Raw genomic sequence first — 21498 nt, 5'->3', positions numbered from 1 at the left:
TTCCGATTGGCGTGATTTCGGCAACCCGCGCCAATTCCGGCTTCGACCACACGGTTCGCGTCATTTCCCTGACAGGCGTTTCGATGCCGGCCTTTCTGCTGGCGCTGCTGCTTCAGCTGATTTTCGCCACATGGCTCGGCTGGCTGCCGGTCTCCGGCCGCATGTCCTCCTATATTTTTGTTGATCGCGTTACCGGTTTCTCGATCATCGATGCTGCGCTTTCCGGCGAGCCGGGCGCCGTCGGCAGCGCCATTGCGCATATGATCCTGCCAACCACCGTACTTGCCGTCTTTCTTGCTGCCACGCTTGGCCGGTTCGTGCGTTCGACCATGCTGGAAGTGATGGACGAGGACTTTGTCCGCACCGCCCGCGCGAAGGGGCTGAGCCAGCGCGACGTCGTCTATACGCATGCATTGCGTAATTCGCTGCTGCCAGCAATCACGGTGGTCGGTCTGAAGTTTGCCGAAATGCTCGGCGGTGCAATCCTCACGGAAACCATCTTCTCCTGGCCCGGCATCGGTCGCTTCATGTACGAAGCCATCCGCAACCGCGACTATCCCGTCATCCAGGGGGCGACGCTGGTCTTCGCGCTGATGTTCATGCTGACCTCGGTCCTGGTCGATATTCTCTATGCGCTGCTTGACCCACGCGTTCGCCGGAAAATGAGCTGAGGAAAGAGCGATGCAAGAACTGACCACATTTTTGAGGAACAATACCCTCGCTCTTGTCGGAACCATCGTGCTCGGCGTGCTTTTGATTGCGATTGCCATCGGGCCGTTTTTCCTGCCGTCGCCATTGACGATCGATATGGCCGTCAAGCTGCAGCCGCCATCCTTCTTGCATCCGATGGGCACCGACAACTTTGGACGAGACATGCTCTCGCGGGTTCTGAACGGTGGTCGCTACACGCTGGCGATCGGCGTATTCGTAGTGGCGATCGCCTTTGCCGTCGGTGTGCTCTTCGGCCTTGTTGCGGGCTTTGCCGGTGGCTTCGTCGATACCATCATCATGCGCGTTGTCGACGCGATCCTGTCGTTTCCCGCGCTGGTTCTGGCCATTGCGCTTGCTGCCGCTTTCGGTCCCAGCCTGCAGAATGCGATGCTGGCCGTTGCCATCACGCTTGCGCCGCAGTTTGCTCGCGTTGCCCGTGCGCAGGCACTCGGTGTTTCCTCACGGCTTTATGTCGAGGCGGCTCATGCGCTCGGCCTGCCACGCGCCAGGATCCTGAACCGTTATATTCTGGTCAATTCGATCGGTCCGCTTCTGGTGCAGGCGTCTCTCGCCTTTGGCAGCGCGATTTTGCAGACCTCGGCGCTTGGCTTTCTCGGGCTCGGCGCGCAACCGCCCATGCCGGAATGGGGCGCGGATGTCTCGGCCAATCTCAGTTTCGTCCGGTCCAGCCCCTGGACGGTCTTTGCTCCGGGCTTTGCAATCCTGATCACGGTTTTGTCCTTCAACCTTATCGGTGACTCGCTCGCCGACTGGTTCAATCCGCGCCGCAGGAGCGCAGCATGATTACAATCGCGCTCGAGAAGATCGATTTTCTGCCGGCAGACAGAGTAACCGATGATGCCAGCATCCTGACGCTGAAAAACCTGGTCATGGAGCCCATGTTGCGCTGGGAAAACGGTGCGGCTCGCCCCGGCCTTTTCGAAAAATGGTCGATTTCTGAAGATGGATGCAAGTGGACGCTCACCTTGCGTGAAGGCGCGACCTATCACGACGGCACGGCCGTCATCGCAGAGGATGCAAGGCGTTTCATTGAAGCGATCTGTGATGCACGTGACATGTTTGGCATGCCCTGGTCCTATGCGCGCTATCTTGAAGGCGCGACAATCCGCGCAGAGGGACCGACGCTTGAGATTACAACACCGAAGCCCTTTCCCGACCTGCCCGATATCCTGTCCGAATTCTATCTGCCGAAGCTGGACGCGGAAGGGCGGCCGACGCTGGGTACGGGGCCGTGGCGCGTGGAAGCGTTTGAACGCGGCGAAGCCGTCGTCGTAAAGCATGGCGATGGACGAAGCCTGACGCTTGTGGCCGTCGCCGACCCGCAGGCGCGGCTTGCGGCGCTTCAGACGCATGAGGTAGACCTTGCCACGCATCTGGAAAGGCTTGAAACGCCGATCCGCGCGCTTGCCGGCCATGTCTGGCACGAGCAGGCCACCACCATGTCCGTGATTGCCTACATGAACGGGCGGGAAGGGGCGTTTGTTGACCCTGCGCTGCGTCTTGCTGCCAATCTGGCAATTGACCGGGATCGGTTGATCAAGACCGTGATGGGCGGCCTCGGCGTGCCTGCGAAGACCATCGTCAGTCCGTTTCACAATGGCATGAACGAGGCGTTTGCGGAGATTCCCCACGATCCCGAGCGTGCAGCAGGTCTGGTTCGTAAAGCTGGTACAGCGCCTGCCGTTACGCTGCGAACGCCGCTTTACATGCCGGAGCGAGCGCCCGAGATCGCAGCCTTTATCAAGGATAGTCTCGAAGCGGTGGGCTTTGCCGTCACCATCGATGTCGCTGAAGACCGGCCAAGCTATGCGCGGCAGCTTGGCGAGAAGAAAACCGGCGATCTCGCGATCTTCGATTCTTCGCCGCACAGCACCTTTCGTGTGCTGGATGACAAAATATCGAGCCGCTCGCGGGCCGTCTGGTGGCAAGGCGTTGTGGACGAAACTGCCGATGCGCTGTTTGAGGATGCGCGGCGGATCGTTGACGCGGAAGCGCGCGCCGGAGCCTATAGCCGGCTTCTTCGCCATCTCGGCGAGAACCCGCACTGGCTCTACCTTTTTCACCCGATTGATTGCATGGCGCACAAGCCCGGCGTCGAGGGCTTCAGCCTCGATCCCAAGGGCATTTTGCGCGTTGCCTGACCCCATAGAAGGAATGAATGCATGACGACTTTGCCGAAAGAATGCGCCATTACGTTTTTCTATTACGAGGACATTCTGGCCGTGGCGCCTTTTTACGAAGAGGTGCTCGAACTGGAACTTGTTCTCGATCAGGGCCTGGCGCGCATCTACCGCATTGCCGGCAATGCCTATTTTGGCATTGTTGATGGCAACAAGGGGCATATCAAGCATCAGCCCAAAAGTGCGGCCCTGCTGACGATCGTGACCGAAGAGGTCGAAGCCTGGCATGAAAAGCTGAAAAAGATTGGCGTGACCGGGCTTTCCGAAATGCTGCGCGGTAATTACTGCGAGCACTTCTTTTTCGAGGATCCCGCCGGCTATGCCGTCGAGATTCAGCGTTTTCATAATCCGGAAGTCGCCAAGCTTTTCAAATGACCGATGATTTCGAACGCAAGATGAGCGGCAATGGCGGCGGTGCTTGGAGGGGCGTTTTCCTGCCCTTGCTTGCCAGCTTCACGCATGAAGATCGGGATGCCAAGGGCCTGCGCGCCTTCAGTGATGAGGATGGCGGGCCGCAGCGTCCGGTGCATTTCACAGCGGCGGAAATGGTGTTCATGTTTCCGAACCTGCTGCTGCATGCTCCCCATGGCGGTGGCAAGACCTGTTTCGCCGAGATGCTTGAAAAAGCTGTGCATGGCGAGGCAGATGGGCAGTCTGCGTTTGACCGGACATTTCTGGCTTCGCCCGCCTATCGCAATAGCGAAGGGGATTGCCTGGGGCAGGATATACCGGAAACCTTGCCGGATGTCGTGGTCTGCCGGGCAGGCGAGGATGTCGCGGCTACGCTTGCGAATGCGTTGAAGCAGGATCGTGCGCCGTTTCTTCTGATTGTCGATGCCCTGGAAACCCGTGACGATCCCGAAGCGCTTCTGAAGCATCTGTTGGAAGTCGGAGCCCAGGCCAAGCGCTTTCGTCTTCTGGTTCTGTGCGAAAGCCACGCACTCGAGAGCATTCGCCGCCCGGCCAGCTTGCCTGAATATGGACTTCTGGGCCTGCCGCGCAGCGCGCGTGCCGCACTGCTCGCAGATGAAGGTATCGATGACCCCTGCGCGGAGGAGGACTATATTCTTCCGGGGCGCTGGTACGTTTCCATGGAGGCCGGACGTGCCGTTCCCGTGATGGAACTCGGCGAGGCTGCGTCATCGTCTTTTGCATGGGTGCGCGACTATCGGCGCGCGGCTGAACTCAAGGCGATGTCCGTCGATGAGATCGTGCGAAAGGTGACGACGGGCCCTGAAGTATGGTCCGGTCCACTTTCCCTTTATTGCCGGTCGGTGGTGCCGGGCACACAGCGGGCGCAAGCGCTGGCGCGCGCTTTGGCCGCCATTGACTGCGGGCTTTCTGTCCTGATTTCGGCGGGTGTGCTGTGTGCCCGGCTGGGTGAAGAGGCTGAAATCGTCACCGAAAGGCTGGCAGAGGCGATCGCAGCGGGCGGCGCGCCGGCACGGCTTCGTCGAAGTGCCGGTGAAACACTCGCGCGCCTGGGTGATCCGCGTGACTTGCGCGAGCTTGTTGCGGTCACTGCCGGGACCTACGATATGGGCGGTGAGATCCATCCGAACTCGGAGCCTGCCCATAGCGCGCCGGTCGGTTCATTCCGGATAGGGCGTTATCCGGTGGTCAATTCCGACTATAGCCGTTTCATCGAAGAAACCGGTCGCAACTGGTCGAGCATGAGCGGGCGTCAGCCAGAACGCGCGTCTCACCCGGCGACCGATCTGACCTGGCATGATGCGCGTGCCTATTGTCAATGGTTGACCGAGCGCTGGCGGCGGGAGAGCCGCATTGGCGAAGACGAGGTTGTTCGCCTGCCCATGGAACGCGAATGGGAAGCTGCCGCTCGGGGCCAACAGGGCAAATTCTATCCCTGGGGCAATGACTGGGAGCCGGAGCATGCCAATGGCGAGGAAACCGGCTTCAACGATATCTGTACGGTCGGTCTCTTTCCCGAAGGCCGTTCGGATTTTGGCTGCGACGACATGGCCGGTCAGGCCTGGGAATGGTGCACCACGCTCTGGGGACCGGATATGACAAGGCCGGACTTTGCTTTCCCATGGGCCGATGATGGCCGCGAGGCGCTTGATGCGCCGGGGAACATTCGCCGTGTTCTGCGCGGCGGCTGTTTCTCAAGCCCCGATTGGAAGGCCAACGGTGTCTATCGGGGCTCTCTGGAACCGGCCGGCTCCTGGCGCGGAAACGGCTTTCGCATTGTCGTCTCTTCAGAACGATAAGTGCGAATAGGCTTCTCTGAAATGCCTGGCTGCCGGACGTCGGCTCATCCCTTTGAGAACGCGAGGCCTTATTGTTTCACCGTGAAATCGAACCGCATCAGGTGGCGGTAGGTTTCGCCGGGCCGCAGCACGACGGAGGGGAAGTTTTCGTGGTTGGGGCTGTCGGGGTAGGCCTGCGTCTCGAGCGCGAAACCGGCGAACTCCCGGTAAAGAGCGCCGCTCTTGCCTTCAGTCGGCTGTGCCTGATAGTGGCCGGCGGTATAGAACTGGACGCCGGGCTGGTTTGCGAAGAGTTGAAAACCGCGCCCGCTTTCCGGATCTTCGGCCTCGGCCACCAGCCGCATCGCGCCGTCGTAGCCGGCGACGCAGAGATTGTGATCATACCCCACGCCCGGCCAGGTTTCGCCAATCCGGTCGCCGATCGGATGCATTTCGGTAAAGTCATAGGGCGTGCCGGCGAGCGCGACGATCTCCCCGGACGGAATCTTGTCCTCGCTCACCGCCGTATAGCCGTCGCAGAGCAGGCGCAGATGCTGGTTCTCGACGCTGCCGCTGGCATGACCGGCAAGGTTCCAGTAGCCGTGATGGATGATGTTGAGAATGGTGGCCCGATCCGTGACCGCTTCCATCTCGATGGCAAGCGCGCCGCCGTCATCGACACGGTATGTCACGCTTGCATCGAGCGCGCCGGGATAGCCCTGATCGCCGTCCGGGCTCCCGATACGGAAGGTGACGGCATTGATCTCCGGGTCGGGCTCGGCCTTCCAGAAACGCTTGCCGAAACCGGGGAGCCCGCCATGCAGGTGGTGCGGGCCGGAATTCGCCGGAAGCTGATAATCGACGCCGTCGAGCGTGAACCTGCCAAAAGCGAGCCTGTTGGAAAGCCTGCCGCAGATGGCGCCGGCATTGCCGGGTTTCGTCACATAATCGGCCGGATCGTCATAGCCGATGACGATGTCCTCGATCGTGCCGTTGCGATCCGGGCGCATGACCCGACGCAGGATCGCGCCATAGGTCATCACCTCGATTTCAGTGTCGCCGCCCTTCAGGCGATAGGCATCGACCGCCTGTCCGTCGATTTCGCCGATGACGGCATGTGCAATTGTGTGACCGGCCAAGACAGCCTCCTCCCGAAAATGCCGGAGACGTCGTTCGCCTTCTCGATAGGCGTAGACGCTCCTTTCCTTGTTATGCAGCAGGCCCGGCGGCCAGCGCCAGGCATTGTTCATTCATGTCGCAAGCGCCGCCCCAACCAATGCCGGAAGGGCGGCGCTCTACGATGACAGACCCTCGCGTTTAGCCGATCACCGATTTCACGGTCTTGGCGACCCCTTCGGCGGTGATGCCGAAGAGTTCGAACAGGACCGGCGGGGGAGCGGATTCGCCAAATGTGTCGATGCCGACGCAACCGCCCTCAAGACCGACATATTTGCGCCAGTATTCGGTTCCGGCCGCTTCGACGGAAACGCGCGGGATACCGGCCGGCAGGACCTCTGCCTTGTAAGCCTTGTCCTGGCTGTCGAAAACGAAGGTCGACGGCATGGAAACGACGCGGACCTGAATGCCCTCCTTCGCAAGCGCTTCTCTTGCGTCGAGCGCCTGGCGGGTTTCCGCACCCGTGGCGATGATGACGGCGGCTGGCGCGCCCTCGGCTTCCGCCAGAACATAGCCGCCCCGGCGGATGGCTTCGGCCTGCGAGGCAGAGCGGGCAAGCGGCGGCAGAACCTGGCGGCTGAGCGACATAAGCGTCGGCGTGCCCGTGTGCTTCAGCGCCGTTTCCCAGGCGATTGCCGCCTCAACGGCATCGGCCGGGCGCCAGACATCGAGGTTCGGCATCAGGCGCAGCGAGCCCAGATGCTCGATCGGCTGGTGGGTCGGACCGTCCTCGCCGACGGCAATCGAGTCATGCGACAGCGCATAGACGACGCCGAGCTTCATCAGCGCCGCCATGCGGATGGCGTTGCGCTGATAATCGGAGAAGACCACATAGCCGCCGCCGAAGGGCCGGAAACCGCCATGCAGGAAGATGCCGTTCATCATCGCGCCGAGGCCGAACTCGCGCACGCCGCAATAGATGTAGTTGCCGCCGGTTTCCGCCGTCACCGGCTCGATCTTGTCCCAGATGGAAAGGCACGAACCTGCAAGGTCTGCGGACAGGCCGACCAGTTCCGGCAGTTCGTCGCCCAGCATCTGCAGCACGTTCTGGCTCGCCTTGCGCATCGGGATCGTGTCCGTCAGCCCTTCGGCGGAGGCGATGAAGGCGCCCATCTCGGCATCGAAATCGGCAGGAAGCTCTCCGCTCATGCGACGCTTGAACTCGGAAGCCTCAGCGGGATAGGCCATTTCATAAGCCGCGAAGGCTTTATCCCATGCGCTTTCGGCTTCTTTCCCGGCCTCTTCGGCATTGAAGGTCTCGTAGACATTTTCCGGCACTTCGAAGGGCGGCAGCGTCCAGCCGAGCGCTTCGCGCACGCGGGCAATCTCTTCGTCGCCGAGAACATTGCCGTGGCAATGGGCATCCCCGGCATAGGTCGGAGAGCCCTTGCCGATCGTGGTCTTGCAGCAGATCAGCGTCGGCTGTTTGGTATTCTTCTTGGCTTCGGCAATCGCGGCATCGACGGCATCGACGTCATGGCCATCGACATCGCGGATCACCTGCCAGCCATAGGCCTCGAAGCGCTTCGGCGTGTCATCGGTGAACCAGCCGCTGACATGGCCGTCGATGGAAATGCCGTTGTCGTCGTAAAGCGCGATCAGCTTGCCGAGGCCAAGCGTGCCGGCGAGCGAGCAGGCTTCGTGCGAAATGCCTTCCATCAGGCAGCCGTCACCGAGGAAAACGAAGGTGTTGTGGTCGACAATTCTGTGGCCGGGCTTGTTGAAGCTTGCTGCCAGCATCTTTTCGGCAACGGCCATGCCGACGGCATTGGCAATGCCCTGGCCGAGCGGGCCGGTCGTGGTTTCGACACCGGGCGTCACGTCATGTTCGGGATGGCCCGGCGTCTTGGAATGCAATTGCCGGAAGTTGCGGATATCGTCCATCGACAGGTCGTATCCGGTCAGATGCAAGAGGCTGTAGAGCAACATCGAACCGTGGCCGTTCGACAGCACGAAGCGGTCGCGGTCATACCATTGGGGGTTCTTCGGGTTGTGCTTCAGGTGGCGGGTCCACAGCGCGACGGCGATTTCGGCCATGCCCATCGGCATGCCGGGATGGCCGGAAACGGCCTTCTGAACGGCATCCATGGACAGGACGCGGACGGTGTTTGCAAGCTCGGTGGACGAGGCGGTGGCGGGAGATTTGTTCAGCATTTTCTTGTCTCGAAAGGCTGGGGAAAGCAGGAGGCGGCGCATTGGGGCGCGGGGCTCAGGGCTTCCCGGATCATTACTTGTAGGCGATCAGGGTGACTTCGATCAGCACGCCAGGGCCAAGATCACCGGGGCAGATGGTGGCGCGCGCCGGCAGGCTTTCGGCCGGGATCCATTCGGCCCAGACATCGCTCATGGCCGGTTTCAGGCTGAGATCGGAGAGATAGATCGTCGCGAACAGCAGTTTGGACTTGTCGGAGCCCGCAGCCTCAAGATAGGTTTCGAGCTTGGCGATGGTCTGGCGGGTCTGTCCGGCAATATCGAGACTTGTGTCGTCGCATGCGGTGCCGCCGACAAAGACCAATCCGTCTTTTTCGACGACACGGTTGAGGACAGGGGTTGGAAGATATCTGTTTGTCACGGTGTTTCCTTTCCTTGTGAGGGGCTTGCCGCAATGCTTGTGGAAGGGCGCGGCAAGCCCCGTTTTCGTCTTCCGGCAAAGGCGCGGATTGCGCGCATCCGGCATGTTTCTCCTCAGTCCGTCATTTCCGGCGTCTCCTGAGATCATCGTCGATAAGGGCGGTCATGCGTTCAAGCGACTCCATGGCGCTCACTCCATCGGTGATATCGGGGGCGGTGTTTGCCTCGCCCCGGAAGGCTTTCGCCGCATCGGCCATCAGGGCGGCATAGCCCTTGTGGTCCTCATTGGCGGCGGCGGTGAAATTCGGCGTCCAGCTCAGCGTGTCGGCGCCGCCTGCGAGGCTCGCTGCCGGGTCCTCCGCCTTGAACGGCGGATCGCGGAAATAGCGGACATTGATGACATTCTCGATCTCGATACGGCGATGATCGCCCATGATCGTGATGTCTTCCGTCGGCGTCCCGCGCGACTGGATCGTGCCCATGACAATGGTGCCGATCGCGCCGTTCTCGCAGGTGAAATTGAGGTGCAGCAGCAGATGGCCGGGCGCGGTCTCGACCGTGCGTACCGCCATGTCATCGAATGCCGATCCTGCAAACCACGGGATCAGGTCCATGTAGTGGACGCAGTGGTGCAGGTAGAAGCCGGAATAGTCCGGCACGCCGGCGAAATAGGCGGGACCGGACATATAGGAACCGGTGACCCCGAGCACCTTGCCAAAGCTTTCACCACGAAGGATGTTGCCGGCGATCCGGTTGCCGGTCGAATAACGTTTCATGAAACCGACTATGACGGGCTTGCCCGCTTTTCCCGCGGCGGCGGCGATTTCCCGCGCACCGGCGGCATCGCGCGCCGGCGGTTTTTCGAGAAACACCGGAAGGCCTCTTTCGAGCGCCGCGATTGACGCAACACGATGCAGGTCGGGGCCGACGGCCATGCAGACGGCATCAAGTCCCTTGTGGGCGATCAACTCCGCATAATCGCCGTAGACGGCCTCGGCGCCATATTGCCACGCGGCAGAGGCTGCCGCGTCACGGTTGAGATCGCAGACGGCGGCAATGCGCATGTCGTTGCGGCCAAGCTGCGGCATCAGCATATGGGTTGCATGGCGGCCGCAGCCGATCCAGCCGATATTCAGCGTCATGCCCGACCTCCCGTCTTCGCGAGAAGGCCGCGGATGAAGGCGATGGCCGATTTCAGCTTCTCGCTCTCGTCTTCATGCGGAGGCCGCCACTGGGCAATCGGCAGGCCGATGCGCTCGTCATCGTCACGGCGGAACGGCTCCAGCGTCAGCGGGCCCAGATAACCGACATCGGCGAGCGCCTGCATGGTTCCGGTCCAGTCGATATGGCCGGTGCCCGGATAGCCGCGATTGTTCTCGTTCGCCTGGAAATAGACGATGCGGTTCCCCGCAAGCCGGATCGCATCGGGAATGGACTTTTCCTCGATATTGGCGTGGAAGGTGTCGAAAAGGACGCCGAGGGCCGGGTGGTTGACGGCATCGACGACGGTGATGGCCTGCGAGACCAGCGAGATGACGTCGGTCTCGTAGCGATTGAGCGGTTCGAGCGCGAGTTTGCAGCCGGCCGCCTGGGCTTCGGGCGCAAGAACGCCAAGCCCTTCGATCACCCGCGCAGCGCGGGCTTTCATTTCCTCTTCGGCGACAGGCGTTGGCGCGCGACCCGCAAAGACCATGGGTGCGCCGTAAAGAGGACCGCCAAGCGTTGAGGCGCCAAGCGCGTGGGCGACTTCGAGGCAATGGCGGAGATAGCCCATGCCCCCCTCGCGGATGCCCCGGTCGGCATCGGATATCGAGCGCTGCAGATTGACGCGGGCGGCCAGCGCCACGCCAAGTCCGGCCTCGTCCAGCGCTACCTTGAGCACCTTGAGGTCAAGACCATCTTCGGGCTCGGGGACAAGCAGTTCGACAAGGTCGAAGCCGAGCGTCCTCATGTGCCTGAAGAGGTGCATGTGCTCCCGGCCGAAGGGCCGGGCAAACTGCATCGATATGATACCGATCGGGTTGGTCACGTTATGCTTTCTTTCTCTTTGCTATTTTCGGTTAATTGCCATCAGCCCTTGACCGCGCCCTGGGTCATGCCGCTGATGAGACGTTTCTGGACAATCAGGAACAGCACGGTCGCCGGCAGCGCGCCGACAATGCCGCCCGCCGTCAGCAGGCCCCACTGCACCTCGTATTCGCCGATCAGCGTCTGGATGGCGACCGTGATGGTGCGCACATTCTGGCCGCCGAGGGTGAGGGCGTAGAGGTACTCGTTCCATGAGGTGATGAAGATATAGATGCCGGTCGCCACGATGCCGGGCGTGCACAGCGGCAGAACCACGCGGCGCAGCGCGCCCATGCGGGTGCAGCCATCGGTCATGGCGGCCTCGTCCAGCGATTTCGGGATGCCGTTGATATAGCTCGTCATCATCCAGGTGGAGAAGGGAATGGCGACCGTCGAGTTGGCGATGATCAGCGCCAGATGCGTATCCAGCAGACCGAGCACGCGCATCAGAACGAAGAGCGGCAGGATCAGCAGAACGATCGGGAACATGTTGATGATCAGGAACTGGATCATCAGATATTTCTTGCCGCGGAAGGAAAACCGCGAGAAGGCATAGGCCGCCGTGACGCTGAGCGACAGACCGACGATGACCGTGCCGACGGCAACGATCAGCGAGGCGATCATATTGTTGAGGAAGCCGACCGTCTTGAACAGGCGGATATAGTTCTCGAAGGTGGCGCCGATAATGCTTGGGCCCTGGGTGAAGAGCCTGTCTTCAGCCGTCAGCGAGGTCAGCAACATCCACAGATAGGGACCGAGCGTGAACAGCAGGATCAGCACCATCGGCAGTTCGACGAACAGGAGGGTTCTGGTTCTGGACTTCTTTCCGGCGATCATTTGTTGTCACCTCCGACCTTGCGCAGATAAACAATGACAAGACCCAGGAGCATGATCGTGAAGAGCACGGCGAGTGCGGAGCCGTAGCCGAAGTCGAGATTGGTGCGGGCCTTGATGAAGGCATAAAGCGGCAGCGTATAGGTGGAATATCCGGGGCCGCCGCCGGTCATGACGTAAATGACGTCGATCGAGTTCGCGACCCAGATGGTTCTCAAAAGCACAGCGGTGACGAGCACGCCGGAAATGCCGGGCAGGGTGATGTGCCAGAACTGGCGGAACTTGCTGGCGCCGTCGATGGAGGCCGCCTCGTAATAGCTCTTCGGGATCGACTGGAGGGCGGCGAGGATCATCACGGCGAAGAAGGGGAAGCCCTGCCATGTCAGCGTCAGGATAATGGCGTAAAGCGCGGTGTCGGGATCGGCAAGCCATGGGATGGACTGCTTGATGACATCGATCCTGAGCAGGAAGTCGTTCAGGACGCCGTAATTGCTGTCATAGATCCACACCCACATCAGGCCGATGACGACGCTCGGCAGCGCCCAGGGAATGATGATCAGCGCGCGCGCCAGGGGCCGCCAGGAAAATTCCTGGTTCAAGAGCATGGCGGTCGCCAGGCCGAGCAGCATCTGGGCGGGGATGGTGATGCCGATCCAGATCACGGTATGTTTCAGGGAAATCCAGAAGACTTCATCCTGGAAGGCCGCGACGAAGTTCTTCAGACCGACAAAGGTGATGGCATTGGGTTTCCACAGCACATAATCGTGCAGGCTCATCCAGGCCGCCTGGATCATCGGGAAGAAAACGATCGCCAGCGTCACCAGTACGGCGGGTGAGAGCAGGGCATAGGGCAAGACGCGCTTGGCTAGCGCCACGCGCCCCGCCGGCATATCGGGGGCAGTCATGGTCATGGTCCGTTTTCGCCGGTTGATCCGGCGTCCTTATCGCTCCAACACCTCAGGGGCCGGCAAAAGGGTCAGTCTCGAAGGTGATACGGATGGGAGGAGCCCGGCCCGGGGAATTCGGGCCGGACGGTTTTTTACGCAGCTCTTACGGATTGAAGAGCTCTTCGATGTTCTGGTTCATCTTCTCGGCCGTGATCTCGCCGGTCAGAGCACGCTGCATGTTGACGGGCCAGACCGTGTTGACGAAGTCCGATGTCTCCGGCGTGTTCGGCAGCGTCACCGCGAAGGGCAGCGAGGCAACCGTGGCGTCGACGAAGCGCTTGGGATGCAGTGTCCAGTTGGCCGAATCCGACTTGGTGACGGGCAGCTGGCCGGTCGCCTCGTTGAATTCCTTGTTGTTCCCGGTCGACGACAGGAAGGAGATCCATTTCCAGGCGGCATCCTTGTTTTCCGCGCTGGAGAAGATCGCCGTCGATTCATCGCCGAAGGTCGTCCAATGACCGCCGCCGCATTCCGGCACGGTGGTCGCGGAGATCTTGTCGCCAAGGGCCGCCACCATGTCATTGGCCGAGCCGATATGGTGGATGGTCATGGCCGTCTTGCCGGCCTTCAGCGCGCCCGTGACTTCCTTGAACCCGTCATTGGGGGCGGATGGCGGGAAGACATGGTCCTTCTCGAACAGGTCAACCACCCATTGCGTGCCCTCGATCGCGGTCGGATTGGTCAGGCCGCCGGGCTGATCAAGGCTGACGCCGTCACGCGAAAGCACGAGGGATCCCCAGTGTTCCTGGCCGCCCTTGGCGCCCCGGAAGCCGAAGCCGTAGATGTCAGGATTGCCGTCGCCATTGGTATCCTGGGTGAGCGCCTTTGCCGCTTCGCGGAACTCTTCGCAGGTCTTCGGCACCTCCATGCTGAGTTCGTCCAGCATATCGGCGCGGTAGTAGAGATAGAGCACCACATACTGGATCGGCAGGTAATACTGCTTTCCGTCGGGGCCCTTGGTGAGGTCCAGCAGGTCATCCTGCAGGTCGGCCTTGGCGTCCCAGCCGGCGATATAGTCGTCGATCGGCACGAGCGCGCCCATTTCGACCAGACGCGGCTGGGCATATAGCTTGACCATGGCGGCATCCGGTGCGTTGCCGGCGATGATCGAGGTGTAGAGATTGTCGTAATAACTGTTCCAGGGAACGTTTTCCGCTTCGATCGTGATGCCGGGGTTCTGCTCCTCGAATTTGGCGATCAGATCGGACATCGGATTGTCCGCATTATCGAAATGATACCAGAAACGCACGGTATCATCGGCATTCGCCGCTGCCCCATACGCGATGACCGACGCCGAAAGCGCCGCAATCGTCAGTAATTTCCTCATTTGCTCCTCCGCTATGTGCCGCCTTGTGAGCGGTTCAAGTGGTTTTCATTTTGCCCGCAACTTCCAAGAAGGCGCCTGCCGCCTCCTCTGCCGCCGTCCGGGCTTCGGCGAGAACGGGGTTCATCTGCATGAAGCCATGCACGACACCGGGATAGAGTCTGTAGGTGTCCCGCCGGCCGAGCGCTTCGAGCCGGCGGGCAAGGTCTGCCGTGTCAGAACGCAAGGGATCGATCGCCGCCGCATTCAGATAGAGCGGCGGCAGCTTCAAGAGCGCGGCGTCATCAGCCTTGAGCGGCGAGACGAACGGGCTTTTGCGAACGGATGTATCGGGCGTGTAGAAATCCCAGTAGCGCATCATCTTCGCGCGCGTCAGGCCGGGCCCCTCGGCGCTGTCGATATAGGAGCGCGAACTGAAATCGTCGTCATAGACGCCGTAGAAAAGAAGGCCTGCATCCGGCAGCGCGGCGCCCTCATCGATCTGGCGCAGCATCAGGGCGAGGGCGAGATTGGCGCCGGCGCTGTCGCCCGACAGCGCGCGCGGCCTGCCGAGGCCTGCAAGCGGCCCGTGCCCTTCGAGCACGGCGTTCCATACCGCTGCGCAATCGTCCAGCCCGGCGGGATAGGGATGCTCGGGCGCCAGGCGGTAATTGAAGGTGAGGACGTGGGCGTTCGCCGCGATTGCCAGGCGGCGGGCGGCATGTTCATGCGTTGCCATGCTGCAGAACGCCCAGCCGCCGCCGTGCACGAAGACGATCAGGCCATGGGCATCGCCCGATGGCGTCATGAGACGGCAGGCGACGGCGTTGCCGTCCGGTCCTTCGATTGCGAAATCGCTTGCGGCGAAAAGCGCAGGCATGTCCCGGTTCCAGCGGGCGTTGACCGCTTCGGCCTGGGCGCGTCCGTCCCGGGGCTTCATCAGCGTCGGATCGCCGAGGGCCGCATCCTCTTCGGCAAGACGCGCCAGTATGGCTTCCATCTCCGGCGACAGGAGGCGATCCCGCGCGCGCGCCTCGAAGCGATCGCCGCCGATATCCTCCCGTGCACTTCCCCCCATCATGGCTTCATCTCCCCTCGGGCGCGTCTTCCGGCAGAATGCTGGGACCGAATTCGACGATCGTGGTGATGTGGTGGGAGAGCGCCGCCCTTGCCGCGGCGACATCGCCGGTGTCGAGCGCCTCAATGATCGCCTCGTGTCGCTCGGCCGTCTCGACCAGGTCGCGTGCATCCTTCGAGTTGAGGATCTTGAAGCGGTGATTGTGGATGAGGCAGCGCCTGAGGATCGGCTGAACGGAGGGCAGGTTGGCCGCCTCGTAGAGCTTCAGATGAAATTCACGGTCAAGCTGGGAGAGCAGGTAGGCATCTTCGGCCCGCGCGGCGCGAAGCATGGACATGATGATTTCAACCAGGCTGTTGCGCAGCAGCGAACCGTAGCGCTGCATGATGCGCGGCACGCCGCGGCATTCGATCTCGCGCCGGATCATGATGAGTTCACGCGCATCCTCGGCCCGTGAATCGGCAACAAATGTGCCGCGGTGCGGCAGACGCTCGACCAGACCGTCATGATCAAGCGCGATCAAGGCCTCGCGTGCCGTGCTCTGGCTGCAGCCAAAGCGCTCGGCGATATCAAGTTCCAGAATGGCGGTGAGCTGTGGAATGTCGCCGAGCATGATGTCGCGCTGCAGGTCGCCATAGACGGTCAGGCTGCGCCGACCGGGGCGCCGGCCTGTTGACCCCGTCGCGGGCGTCCCCTGCTTTCCGAAATTTTCGATCGCCATCATTCAATCCATTGCTTGCATATCGATAACGTTATCGATAATATAGCGATACCAACGGAGCTTGGCAAGACGGTTTTTTCGTCAGGTTCGCCACCAGCCACCGCAAGCCTGATGACCGGTGACGACCACGCAAAACTATGAATTTAAAGTAAAATCCGGGCGGAAAGTATAGAGCCCGGTCATCCGGGAGGTACTGATGGCAAGCATCGAACTCGAGAAACTGGTCAAGGATTACGGCGCGTTTCGCGCGATTAAAGGTATCGACTTATCTATTGAGGATGGATCTTTTGTGACCTTTGTTGGTCCATCCGGCTGCGGTAAGTCCACCCTTCTGCGCATGGTCGCAGGTCTGGAAGAAATCTCCGCCGGCAGGCTGAGGATCGATGGCAGGGTGGTCAACGACCTCGAGCCGCGCGAGCGCGACATCGCCATGGTGTTTCAGGACTATGCGCTTTATCCGCACATGTCGATTGCGGAAAATATCGGCTTCGGGCTGAAGATGCGCGGCATCGCCAAGGCCGAGATCGAAAGGCAGGTTAGGGAGGCTGCCGATATTTTGCAGATCACCCAGTTGCTCGAGCGCAAGCCCGGCCAGCTTTCAGGCGGCCAGCGACAGCGCGTTGCCATGGGCCGCGCCATCGTGCGGCGCCCGCAGGTCTATCTGTTCGATGAGCCGCTTTCCAACCTCGATGCCAAGCTGCGTGTCGACATGCGCACCCAGATCAAGCGCCTTCACACCCTGCTCAAGACCACCACCATCTACGTGACCCACGACCAGGTGGAGGCGATGACGCTTGCCGATCACATCGTCATCCTGAAAGACGGGGTGATTATGCAGCAGGGCAAGCCGGTCCATGTCTATGAGCGCCCGGTCAGCCGCTTCGTCGGCGAGTTCATCGGCTCACCGAAGATGAACATCATCGAAAGCCGTCTTGTCTCGGAGAACGACCGTCCGGAGCTGCGCTTCCACGAATTCTCCCTGCCGGTCGCTGCCAGCGACGGCGAGAACGGCAAGGCGGTCGAGATCGGCATCCGGCCGGAGCACCTCATTCCCTGCGCACCGGAGGAAGCACTGTTTTCGGCCCGGATCGACGTTCTGGAACCGCTCGGCTCCGACACGCACGCCATCTGCCTGCTCGGCGATACGGAAATCACCGCGCGCCTTGCGCCGGACCCGTCCTATCAGCCGGGCCAGATCCTGCATTTCACCGCGGATGCCAACAAGATCCACTTCTTCGACAGCAAAAGCGGTGACCGTCTCGACATGTCGGCCATGCCGCTCGCGGCCACGGTCTGACGCGCAAGGCAACAGGCGATGACCGCCCGCGAGCGGGACGTCGCCTGTTGCTCCTATCCGCAAGAAAGGATCGTTCGCCGGGCGAGCCATGGATCGATCCTAAAGACGTCGAGCGTATCGTCGATCACTGACGCCGGCAGGTCGCCGATCTTCCTGGCGATCTGCCGCCCGCGAAACACGATGGCAGCAAAGGCCCGCGCGGGTTTTCACGTTTCGTTTCCGGATCCGGCATCCCCTTCGGGCACCTTGTAGATGGCGCGGCTCCATATGCTGCTTGCTTCCTTTACAACCTTGTCGAAATCGAAATCACCGGATTTCGGCTGCCAGTCGAAAGAAAGCCAGCTGTAGGATGTGAACTCGACCATGATGACCAGCAGGAAGGATGCAATGTCCGGGTCGACATCATGGCATTTTCCGCTTTCGACGCCGCGTTCGATATGTTCGCGGACGCGGTTGATGAACTTCGCGCGCAGTTCGTTCAGCGTTTCCGCCACTTCGGTATCGAAGGTGGCGACCTGAATGACGCTGCGCATGAAGGCCCGGTGGCGATAGAACATCTCCATATAGGTGCGATTGGCATTTTCGACGCGCTGCTGCGGCGTGCCCGACTGGCGCGAGGCAGACAGCATGAACATCTCCCCCACAACGGTCGCAAGAATAGCCGAGAACACCTCGTTGCGATTCTTGAAATAGAGGTAGAACGCTCCCCTGCTCACGCCCGCTCGCTCGACGATGTCGGCGACCGTCGTTCCGAAGTAGCCCTTCTGCGAGAAGACCGCCTCCGCCGCCTGCAGGATGAGGGTTTCGGTGTCATGGCTCGAGCTGCGCTCTGGCTTGGAGTGTGCTGGCTGTCTCAATAGTGGTTCCGCTGTTCGGTTATGGTCGCGCGCCTGACCGCAACACTGACATTTATGTCACCTCGTTTCAATCGTAAATCAGGGCCTGCATCGGGAAAATTTCCCTTAATATTCGAGCCATTGATCAAGAGGCTGCAAACCTCGGAAATCGATTTTCGAAGCTTTCAATTGACACTGACATCAGTGTCAGTTATCTATTCTTCACTCTTCGGGATTTGCGTTTGTAGAAGCGAATTTGGCGCTGACACTAATGTCATATTTGATGAAGAGCAGGAGGAGATTGAAACATGAACGGTTTTCGGAAATTACTCGCATCCGCTGCGCTTTCGGCGCTCGGCGTACTGACAGGCGTCCTGCCGGCGATCGCTGCAGATCCCGTCAAGGTTGGCTATATCATCCCGCTTTCGGGCGGCGCTGCTGCCTCGATCGGCCAGGAGATGAGCAGGGCGACTCACATGGCGGTCGAGCAGATCAATGCCGCCGGAGGGATTGCATCGCTTGACGGGGCCCCGATCGAGCTTCTCGAAGTGGATTCGCGCGGCGATCCCAAGGTTGCCCTCACCGAGGCCGAGAGGCTGATCACCGTCGAGGACGTCTCGGTCATGATCGGCGCCTTTCAGAGTTCGGTCACCTTTCCGGCCACGGCCGTCGCGGAAAAATACGGCGTTCCGTGGATCGTCGATCTGGCAGCCAAGGCCGACATCACAGAGCGCGGCTACAAATATGTGTTCCGCCCCACGCAGGTTCCCTCTTCGGGCAATGCTGACAGCGTTGTCGATTTCGTGGCCTGGGCGAACGAGAAGACCGGCGACCCGGCGAAAACCGCGGCGATCATCTACGAGAACACCGATTGGGGCCAGGATCTGGCGCAGCGCCTGCGCCAGCGCTTCGACGAGGCCGGGATCGAGGTCGTGCTTGATGAATCCTATCCCGCCAATGCGCCGGATCTCAGGCCGTTGGTCCTGAAGGTAAAGGGTCGCAAGCCCGACGTGATTTCGGTCACCGCCTATGCCGCCGACGCCATCCAGCTTCACAAGCTGATCGCGCAGATGCAGATCGACGCCAAGGCGGTCATCGGCAGCGGCGCCGGCCAGGTCGATCCGTCCTTCATTCCCTCCGTCGGCGAGGCCGGAACGGAAGGCATCGTCAGCACCAATGGCTGGGCCGGCTACGAGTCGACCATCAACACCCCTTTCGCCAGGGATTTCTGGGACAGCTATGTCGCGACATACGGCACTGAGCCGTCCGAGTTCTCGGTCGTCGCCTATTCCGTCGTCTGGATCCTCAAGGACGCCCTGGAACGCGCCGGCTCCGCCGAGCCGGACGCAATCCGCGATGCGCTCGCCGAAACCCGGTTCGAAGGCAATGACGTCGCCAAGCTGCTCGGCTACGACGTGGTGTTCGACGAGAAGGGCCAGAACACCAGGAAGCGCTTCGTCGTCCAGCAGATCTCCGATGGCGTCTACCGCACCGTCTGGCCCGAGCAGGTTGCAGCCCCCGGCTACGAAATGAAGTGGCCCGCCGGCAAGGCCGCCCACTGATCCCATCCGATCGAACGTCAGCATCGCCGCCCTTCGCGCGAAGGGCGGCTCCTGCACCAGACACTCATTCAAGGGCCGATCCATGTCGACCATATTACTTCAGGCGCTCCTGAACGGGATCGCGAGCGGCGCGGTCTACGGGCTGATTGCCCTGGGCCTCAGCCTCCAGTTTGGCGTGATGAAAATCATCAATTTCGCCCACGGCTCATTCCTGATGATCGCGATGTATATCGCGGTCTGGGCGACCCGGAGCCTCGGGCTGCATCCTCTCGCCGTCATCGTTCCCGTCGCGGCCATCCTGTTTGTCGCCGGCTATTACATCCAGCGCTTCATGATCGAGCCGATCTACGCCAAGGAAGCAACCCGGGAGCCGATCGGGGTGCTGATCTTCACCACCGGCCTCTGGATTTTCCTCGATCACCTGTTCCTGATGATTGCGGGGCCGGATTACCAGGTCATGTCCGGCAACTGGTCGAACGAGATCGTCCTGATCGGTGACCTGATCTTCTCGCTGCCGCAGATCGCGGGCTTTGTCATCGCCACATTGGTGACGATCGGCGTGATCATCTATCTGGGGAAGACCCGCAGCGGCCGCATGATCCGCGCGACCGGCCAGGACCGGGAAGCCGCAAGCGTGCTCGGCATCGACAGCGCCCACGTCTACCAGATGTCCTTCGCGATCGGCCTCGCGGTCGTCGGCGTCGCCGGCTGTCTGCTGGTGCCGCTTTATCCGGTGAACCCGTTCGTGGGCGACATTTTCGGCCTGCGCGCCTTCATCATCGTCGTACTGGGCGGCATGGGTTCGATCGGCGGCGCTTTCTGGGGCGGGATCATCATCGGCATTCTCGAATCCGTCGGCGCGCAGTTCGTGCCCGTATCCTTCGCCGAAGCGCTGATCTTCATCGTATTTCTCGCCGTGCTCTACGTCCGGCCGGCGGGTCTGTTTGGACTGGAGCGCGAATGACCATGCCATCGAAACTGCTTATCGGAGGCCTTGTCGCGGTTCTTGTCCTTGGCATTCCCTTCGTCTTTTCCAATCCTTACTCGCTCTCGATCGTCATTCTGGTTCTGCTCTACGCCTATCTTGCCTATGCCTGGAACCTGATCGGCGGGATCGGCGGTCAGCTCTCGCTCGGCCATGCGGCCTGGTTCGGCATCGGCGCCTATAGTTCAACCGTGCTGTTCATCGATTTCGGGCTCACCCCATGGATCGGCATGCTCGCCGGCGCGGTGATCGCCGGCGTACTGGCCGCCCTCATCGGGCTGCCCTGCTTCCGGCTTCGGGGCGCGTATTTCGCGCTGGCGACGATTGCCGCCACCATGGTGCTGCGCATCATCGTGGAAAACACCCACGGTCTGCTCGGCGGACCGCGCGGACTGGAGGTAACGCTGCTGCGCGACGCGCCGGCGATGTTCCAGCACACCCGCAAGGAATTCTACTACGCCGTGGCGGTGGTGATGGTCGGCCTCGCCTTTCTCATCAACCGCGCGGCCCTGCGCTCGCGTTTCGGCGCCTATCTGACCGCGATCAGAAACGACCAGGAGGCAGCCCTCGCGCTCGGCGTCAATGTCAGGCGCTACAAGCTCATTGCCTATGTGCTGAGCGCCGCCATGACTGCGATTGGCGGAACCTTCTATGCCCAGTTCGTGCTGTTCATCAGCCCGGAAAAGGTCTTTGGCGTGGCGCTCAGCGTTCAGATCGCCGTCGTCTGCATCATCGGCGGGCGGGGCACGCTGTGGGGTCCGATGTTCGGCGCCATCCTGCTGCTTCTCGGCGAGGAAGCAAGGACACATGCGGTAACACAACAAGTGTGCGCACAGTGGTACAGCACGGCACAGCACTGTAGACAAAACCAACTTTGTCGTATGAGCTACAGCTGTACCTACAATTCTGGTACCGTACATATACTAGCTAGATCTACTACGTGTGCAGGGTACTGTACTGTACATGTACTAGTACAGCTGTAGTATACGTGTACTGCCT

Annotated in this window: 20 protein-coding genes; 9 read left to right on the top strand and 11 right to left on the bottom strand. The window is 61.1% G+C overall.

Annotated elements, in window-relative coordinates; genetic code table 11:
• From AC5DC2_RS04755 to AC5DC2_RS04735, 5 genes are all read left to right on the top strand, one after another.
• A partial coding sequence (locus AC5DC2_RS04755) for an ABC transporter permease (protein ID WP_491697659.1) occupies positions 1–671 on the top strand: 671 nt, incomplete at its 5' end.
• A gap of 10 nt (positions 672–681) precedes the next feature.
• Entirely contained in the window at positions 682–1515 is an 834-nt protein-coding gene (locus AC5DC2_RS04750; RefSeq protein WP_491697658.1) for an ABC transporter permease, read from the top strand.
• The gene (locus tag AC5DC2_RS04745; protein ID WP_024709871.1) at positions 1512–2873 is read left to right on the top strand and encodes an ABC transporter substrate-binding protein; all 1362 of its coding nucleotides are present in this window, start codon (positions 1512–1514) and stop codon (positions 2871–2873) included. The genes AC5DC2_RS04750 and AC5DC2_RS04745 overlap by 4 nt, the downstream gene beginning before the upstream one ends.
• 21 nt (positions 2874–2894) lie before the next feature.
• A complete protein-coding gene (locus tag AC5DC2_RS04740; protein WP_024709872.1) occupies positions 2895–3287 on the top strand; it encodes a VOC family protein in 393 nt (130 codons plus the stop codon).
• Entirely contained in the window at positions 3284–5143 is a 1860-nt protein-coding gene (locus tag AC5DC2_RS04735; protein WP_491697657.1) for a formylglycine-generating enzyme family protein, read from the top strand. Before AC5DC2_RS04740 ends, AC5DC2_RS04735 begins: the two co-directional genes overlap by 4 nt.
• A 68-nt stretch (positions 5144–5211) precedes the next feature.
• On the opposite strand, the gene AC5DC2_RS04730 is transcribed toward AC5DC2_RS04735, so the two are convergent.
• From AC5DC2_RS04730 to AC5DC2_RS04685, 10 genes are all read right to left on the bottom strand, one after another.
• Entirely contained in the window at positions 5212–6261 is a 1050-nt protein-coding gene (locus AC5DC2_RS04730; RefSeq protein ID WP_491697656.1) for an aldose epimerase family protein, read from the bottom strand.
• A 178-nt stretch (positions 6262–6439) separates the two neighbouring features.
• On the bottom strand, positions 6440–8452 hold the full coding sequence (tkt, locus tag AC5DC2_RS04725) for a transketolase (protein WP_491697655.1): 2013 nt from the start codon (positions 8450–8452) through the stop codon (positions 6440–6442).
• 73 nt (positions 8453–8525) lie between these two features.
• Positions 8526–8870, bottom strand: a complete 345-nt coding sequence (locus AC5DC2_RS04720; protein ID WP_024709876.1) for a RidA family protein — start codon at positions 8868–8870, stop codon at positions 8526–8528.
• Positions 8871–8991: 121 nt separating this feature from the next.
• Positions 8992–10011, bottom strand: a complete 1020-nt coding sequence (locus AC5DC2_RS04715; RefSeq protein ID WP_491697654.1) for a Gfo/Idh/MocA family protein — start codon at positions 10009–10011, stop codon at positions 8992–8994.
• On the bottom strand, positions 10008–10898 hold the full coding sequence (locus tag AC5DC2_RS04710) for a sugar phosphate isomerase/epimerase family protein (protein ID WP_491697653.1): 891 nt from the start codon (positions 10896–10898) through the stop codon (positions 10008–10010). The genes AC5DC2_RS04715 and AC5DC2_RS04710 overlap by 4 nt, the downstream gene beginning before the upstream one ends.
• A 41-nt stretch (positions 10899–10939) precedes the next feature.
• On the bottom strand, positions 10940–11773 hold the full coding sequence (locus tag AC5DC2_RS04705; protein ID WP_024709879.1) for a carbohydrate ABC transporter permease: 834 nt from the start codon (positions 11771–11773) through the stop codon (positions 10940–10942).
• On the bottom strand, positions 11770–12681 hold the full coding sequence (locus AC5DC2_RS04700; RefSeq protein WP_491697652.1) for a carbohydrate ABC transporter permease: 912 nt from the start codon (positions 12679–12681) through the stop codon (positions 11770–11772). Before AC5DC2_RS04700 ends, AC5DC2_RS04705 begins: the two co-directional genes overlap by 4 nt.
• A 139-nt stretch (positions 12682–12820) precedes the next feature.
• Positions 12821–14044, bottom strand: coding sequence for an ABC transporter substrate-binding protein (locus AC5DC2_RS04695; protein WP_491697651.1), 1224 nt, complete (start codon positions 14042–14044; stop codon positions 12821–12823).
• 34 nt (positions 14045–14078) lie between these two features.
• Positions 14079–15101 (bottom strand): alpha/beta hydrolase, encoded by a 1023-nt coding sequence (locus AC5DC2_RS04690; RefSeq protein ID WP_491697650.1) that lies wholly within the window; start codon positions 15099–15101, stop codon positions 14079–14081.
• 4 nt (positions 15102–15105) lie between these two features.
• Positions 15106–15822 carry a GntR family transcriptional regulator gene (locus AC5DC2_RS04685; RefSeq protein ID WP_491697649.1) on the bottom strand — a complete coding sequence of 239 codons (717 nt, stop codon included), beginning with the start codon at positions 15820–15822 and terminating at the stop codon, positions 15106–15108.
• A 193-nt stretch (positions 15823–16015) separates the two neighbouring features.
• On the opposite strand from AC5DC2_RS04685, the gene AC5DC2_RS04680 reads away from it, so the two are divergent.
• Positions 16016–17116, top strand: a complete 1101-nt coding sequence (locus tag AC5DC2_RS04680) for an ABC transporter ATP-binding protein (RefSeq protein ID WP_491697648.1) — start codon at positions 16016–16018, stop codon at positions 17114–17116.
• Positions 17117–17322: 206 nt separating this feature from the next.
• On the opposite strand, the gene AC5DC2_RS04675 is transcribed toward AC5DC2_RS04680, so the two are convergent.
• Positions 17323–17973: a TetR/AcrR family transcriptional regulator gene (locus AC5DC2_RS04675; RefSeq protein WP_491697647.1), complete on the bottom strand. Its 651-nt coding sequence runs from the start codon at positions 17971–17973 to the stop codon at positions 17323–17325.
• Positions 17974–18260: 287 nt separating this feature from the next.
• Between AC5DC2_RS04675 and AC5DC2_RS04670 the strand changes: the two genes are divergently transcribed.
• The 3 genes from AC5DC2_RS04670 to AC5DC2_RS04660 all read left to right on the top strand — a co-directional run bounded on the left by AC5DC2_RS04670 (position 18261) and on the right by AC5DC2_RS04660 (position 21482).
• The gene (locus AC5DC2_RS04670) at positions 18261–19514 is read left to right on the top strand and encodes an ABC transporter substrate-binding protein (protein WP_491697646.1); all 1254 of its coding nucleotides are present in this window, start codon (positions 18261–18263) and stop codon (positions 19512–19514) included.
• A gap of 82 nt (positions 19515–19596) precedes the next feature.
• Positions 19597–20478, top strand: a complete 882-nt coding sequence (locus tag AC5DC2_RS04665) for a branched-chain amino acid ABC transporter permease (protein WP_024706900.1) — start codon at positions 19597–19599, stop codon at positions 20476–20478.
• A gap of 2 nt (positions 20479–20480) precedes the next feature.
• The gene (locus AC5DC2_RS04660) at positions 20481–21482 is read left to right on the top strand and encodes a branched-chain amino acid ABC transporter permease (protein WP_491697645.1); all 1002 of its coding nucleotides are present in this window, start codon (positions 20481–20483) and stop codon (positions 21480–21482) included.
• Positions 21483–21498: the final 16 nt, after the last annotated feature.

This window comes from Martelella sp. (genome assembly GCF_984369615.1).
Note: the sequence above shows the minus strand (reverse complement) of the source record. Positions and strands in the feature narration are given on the sequence as shown.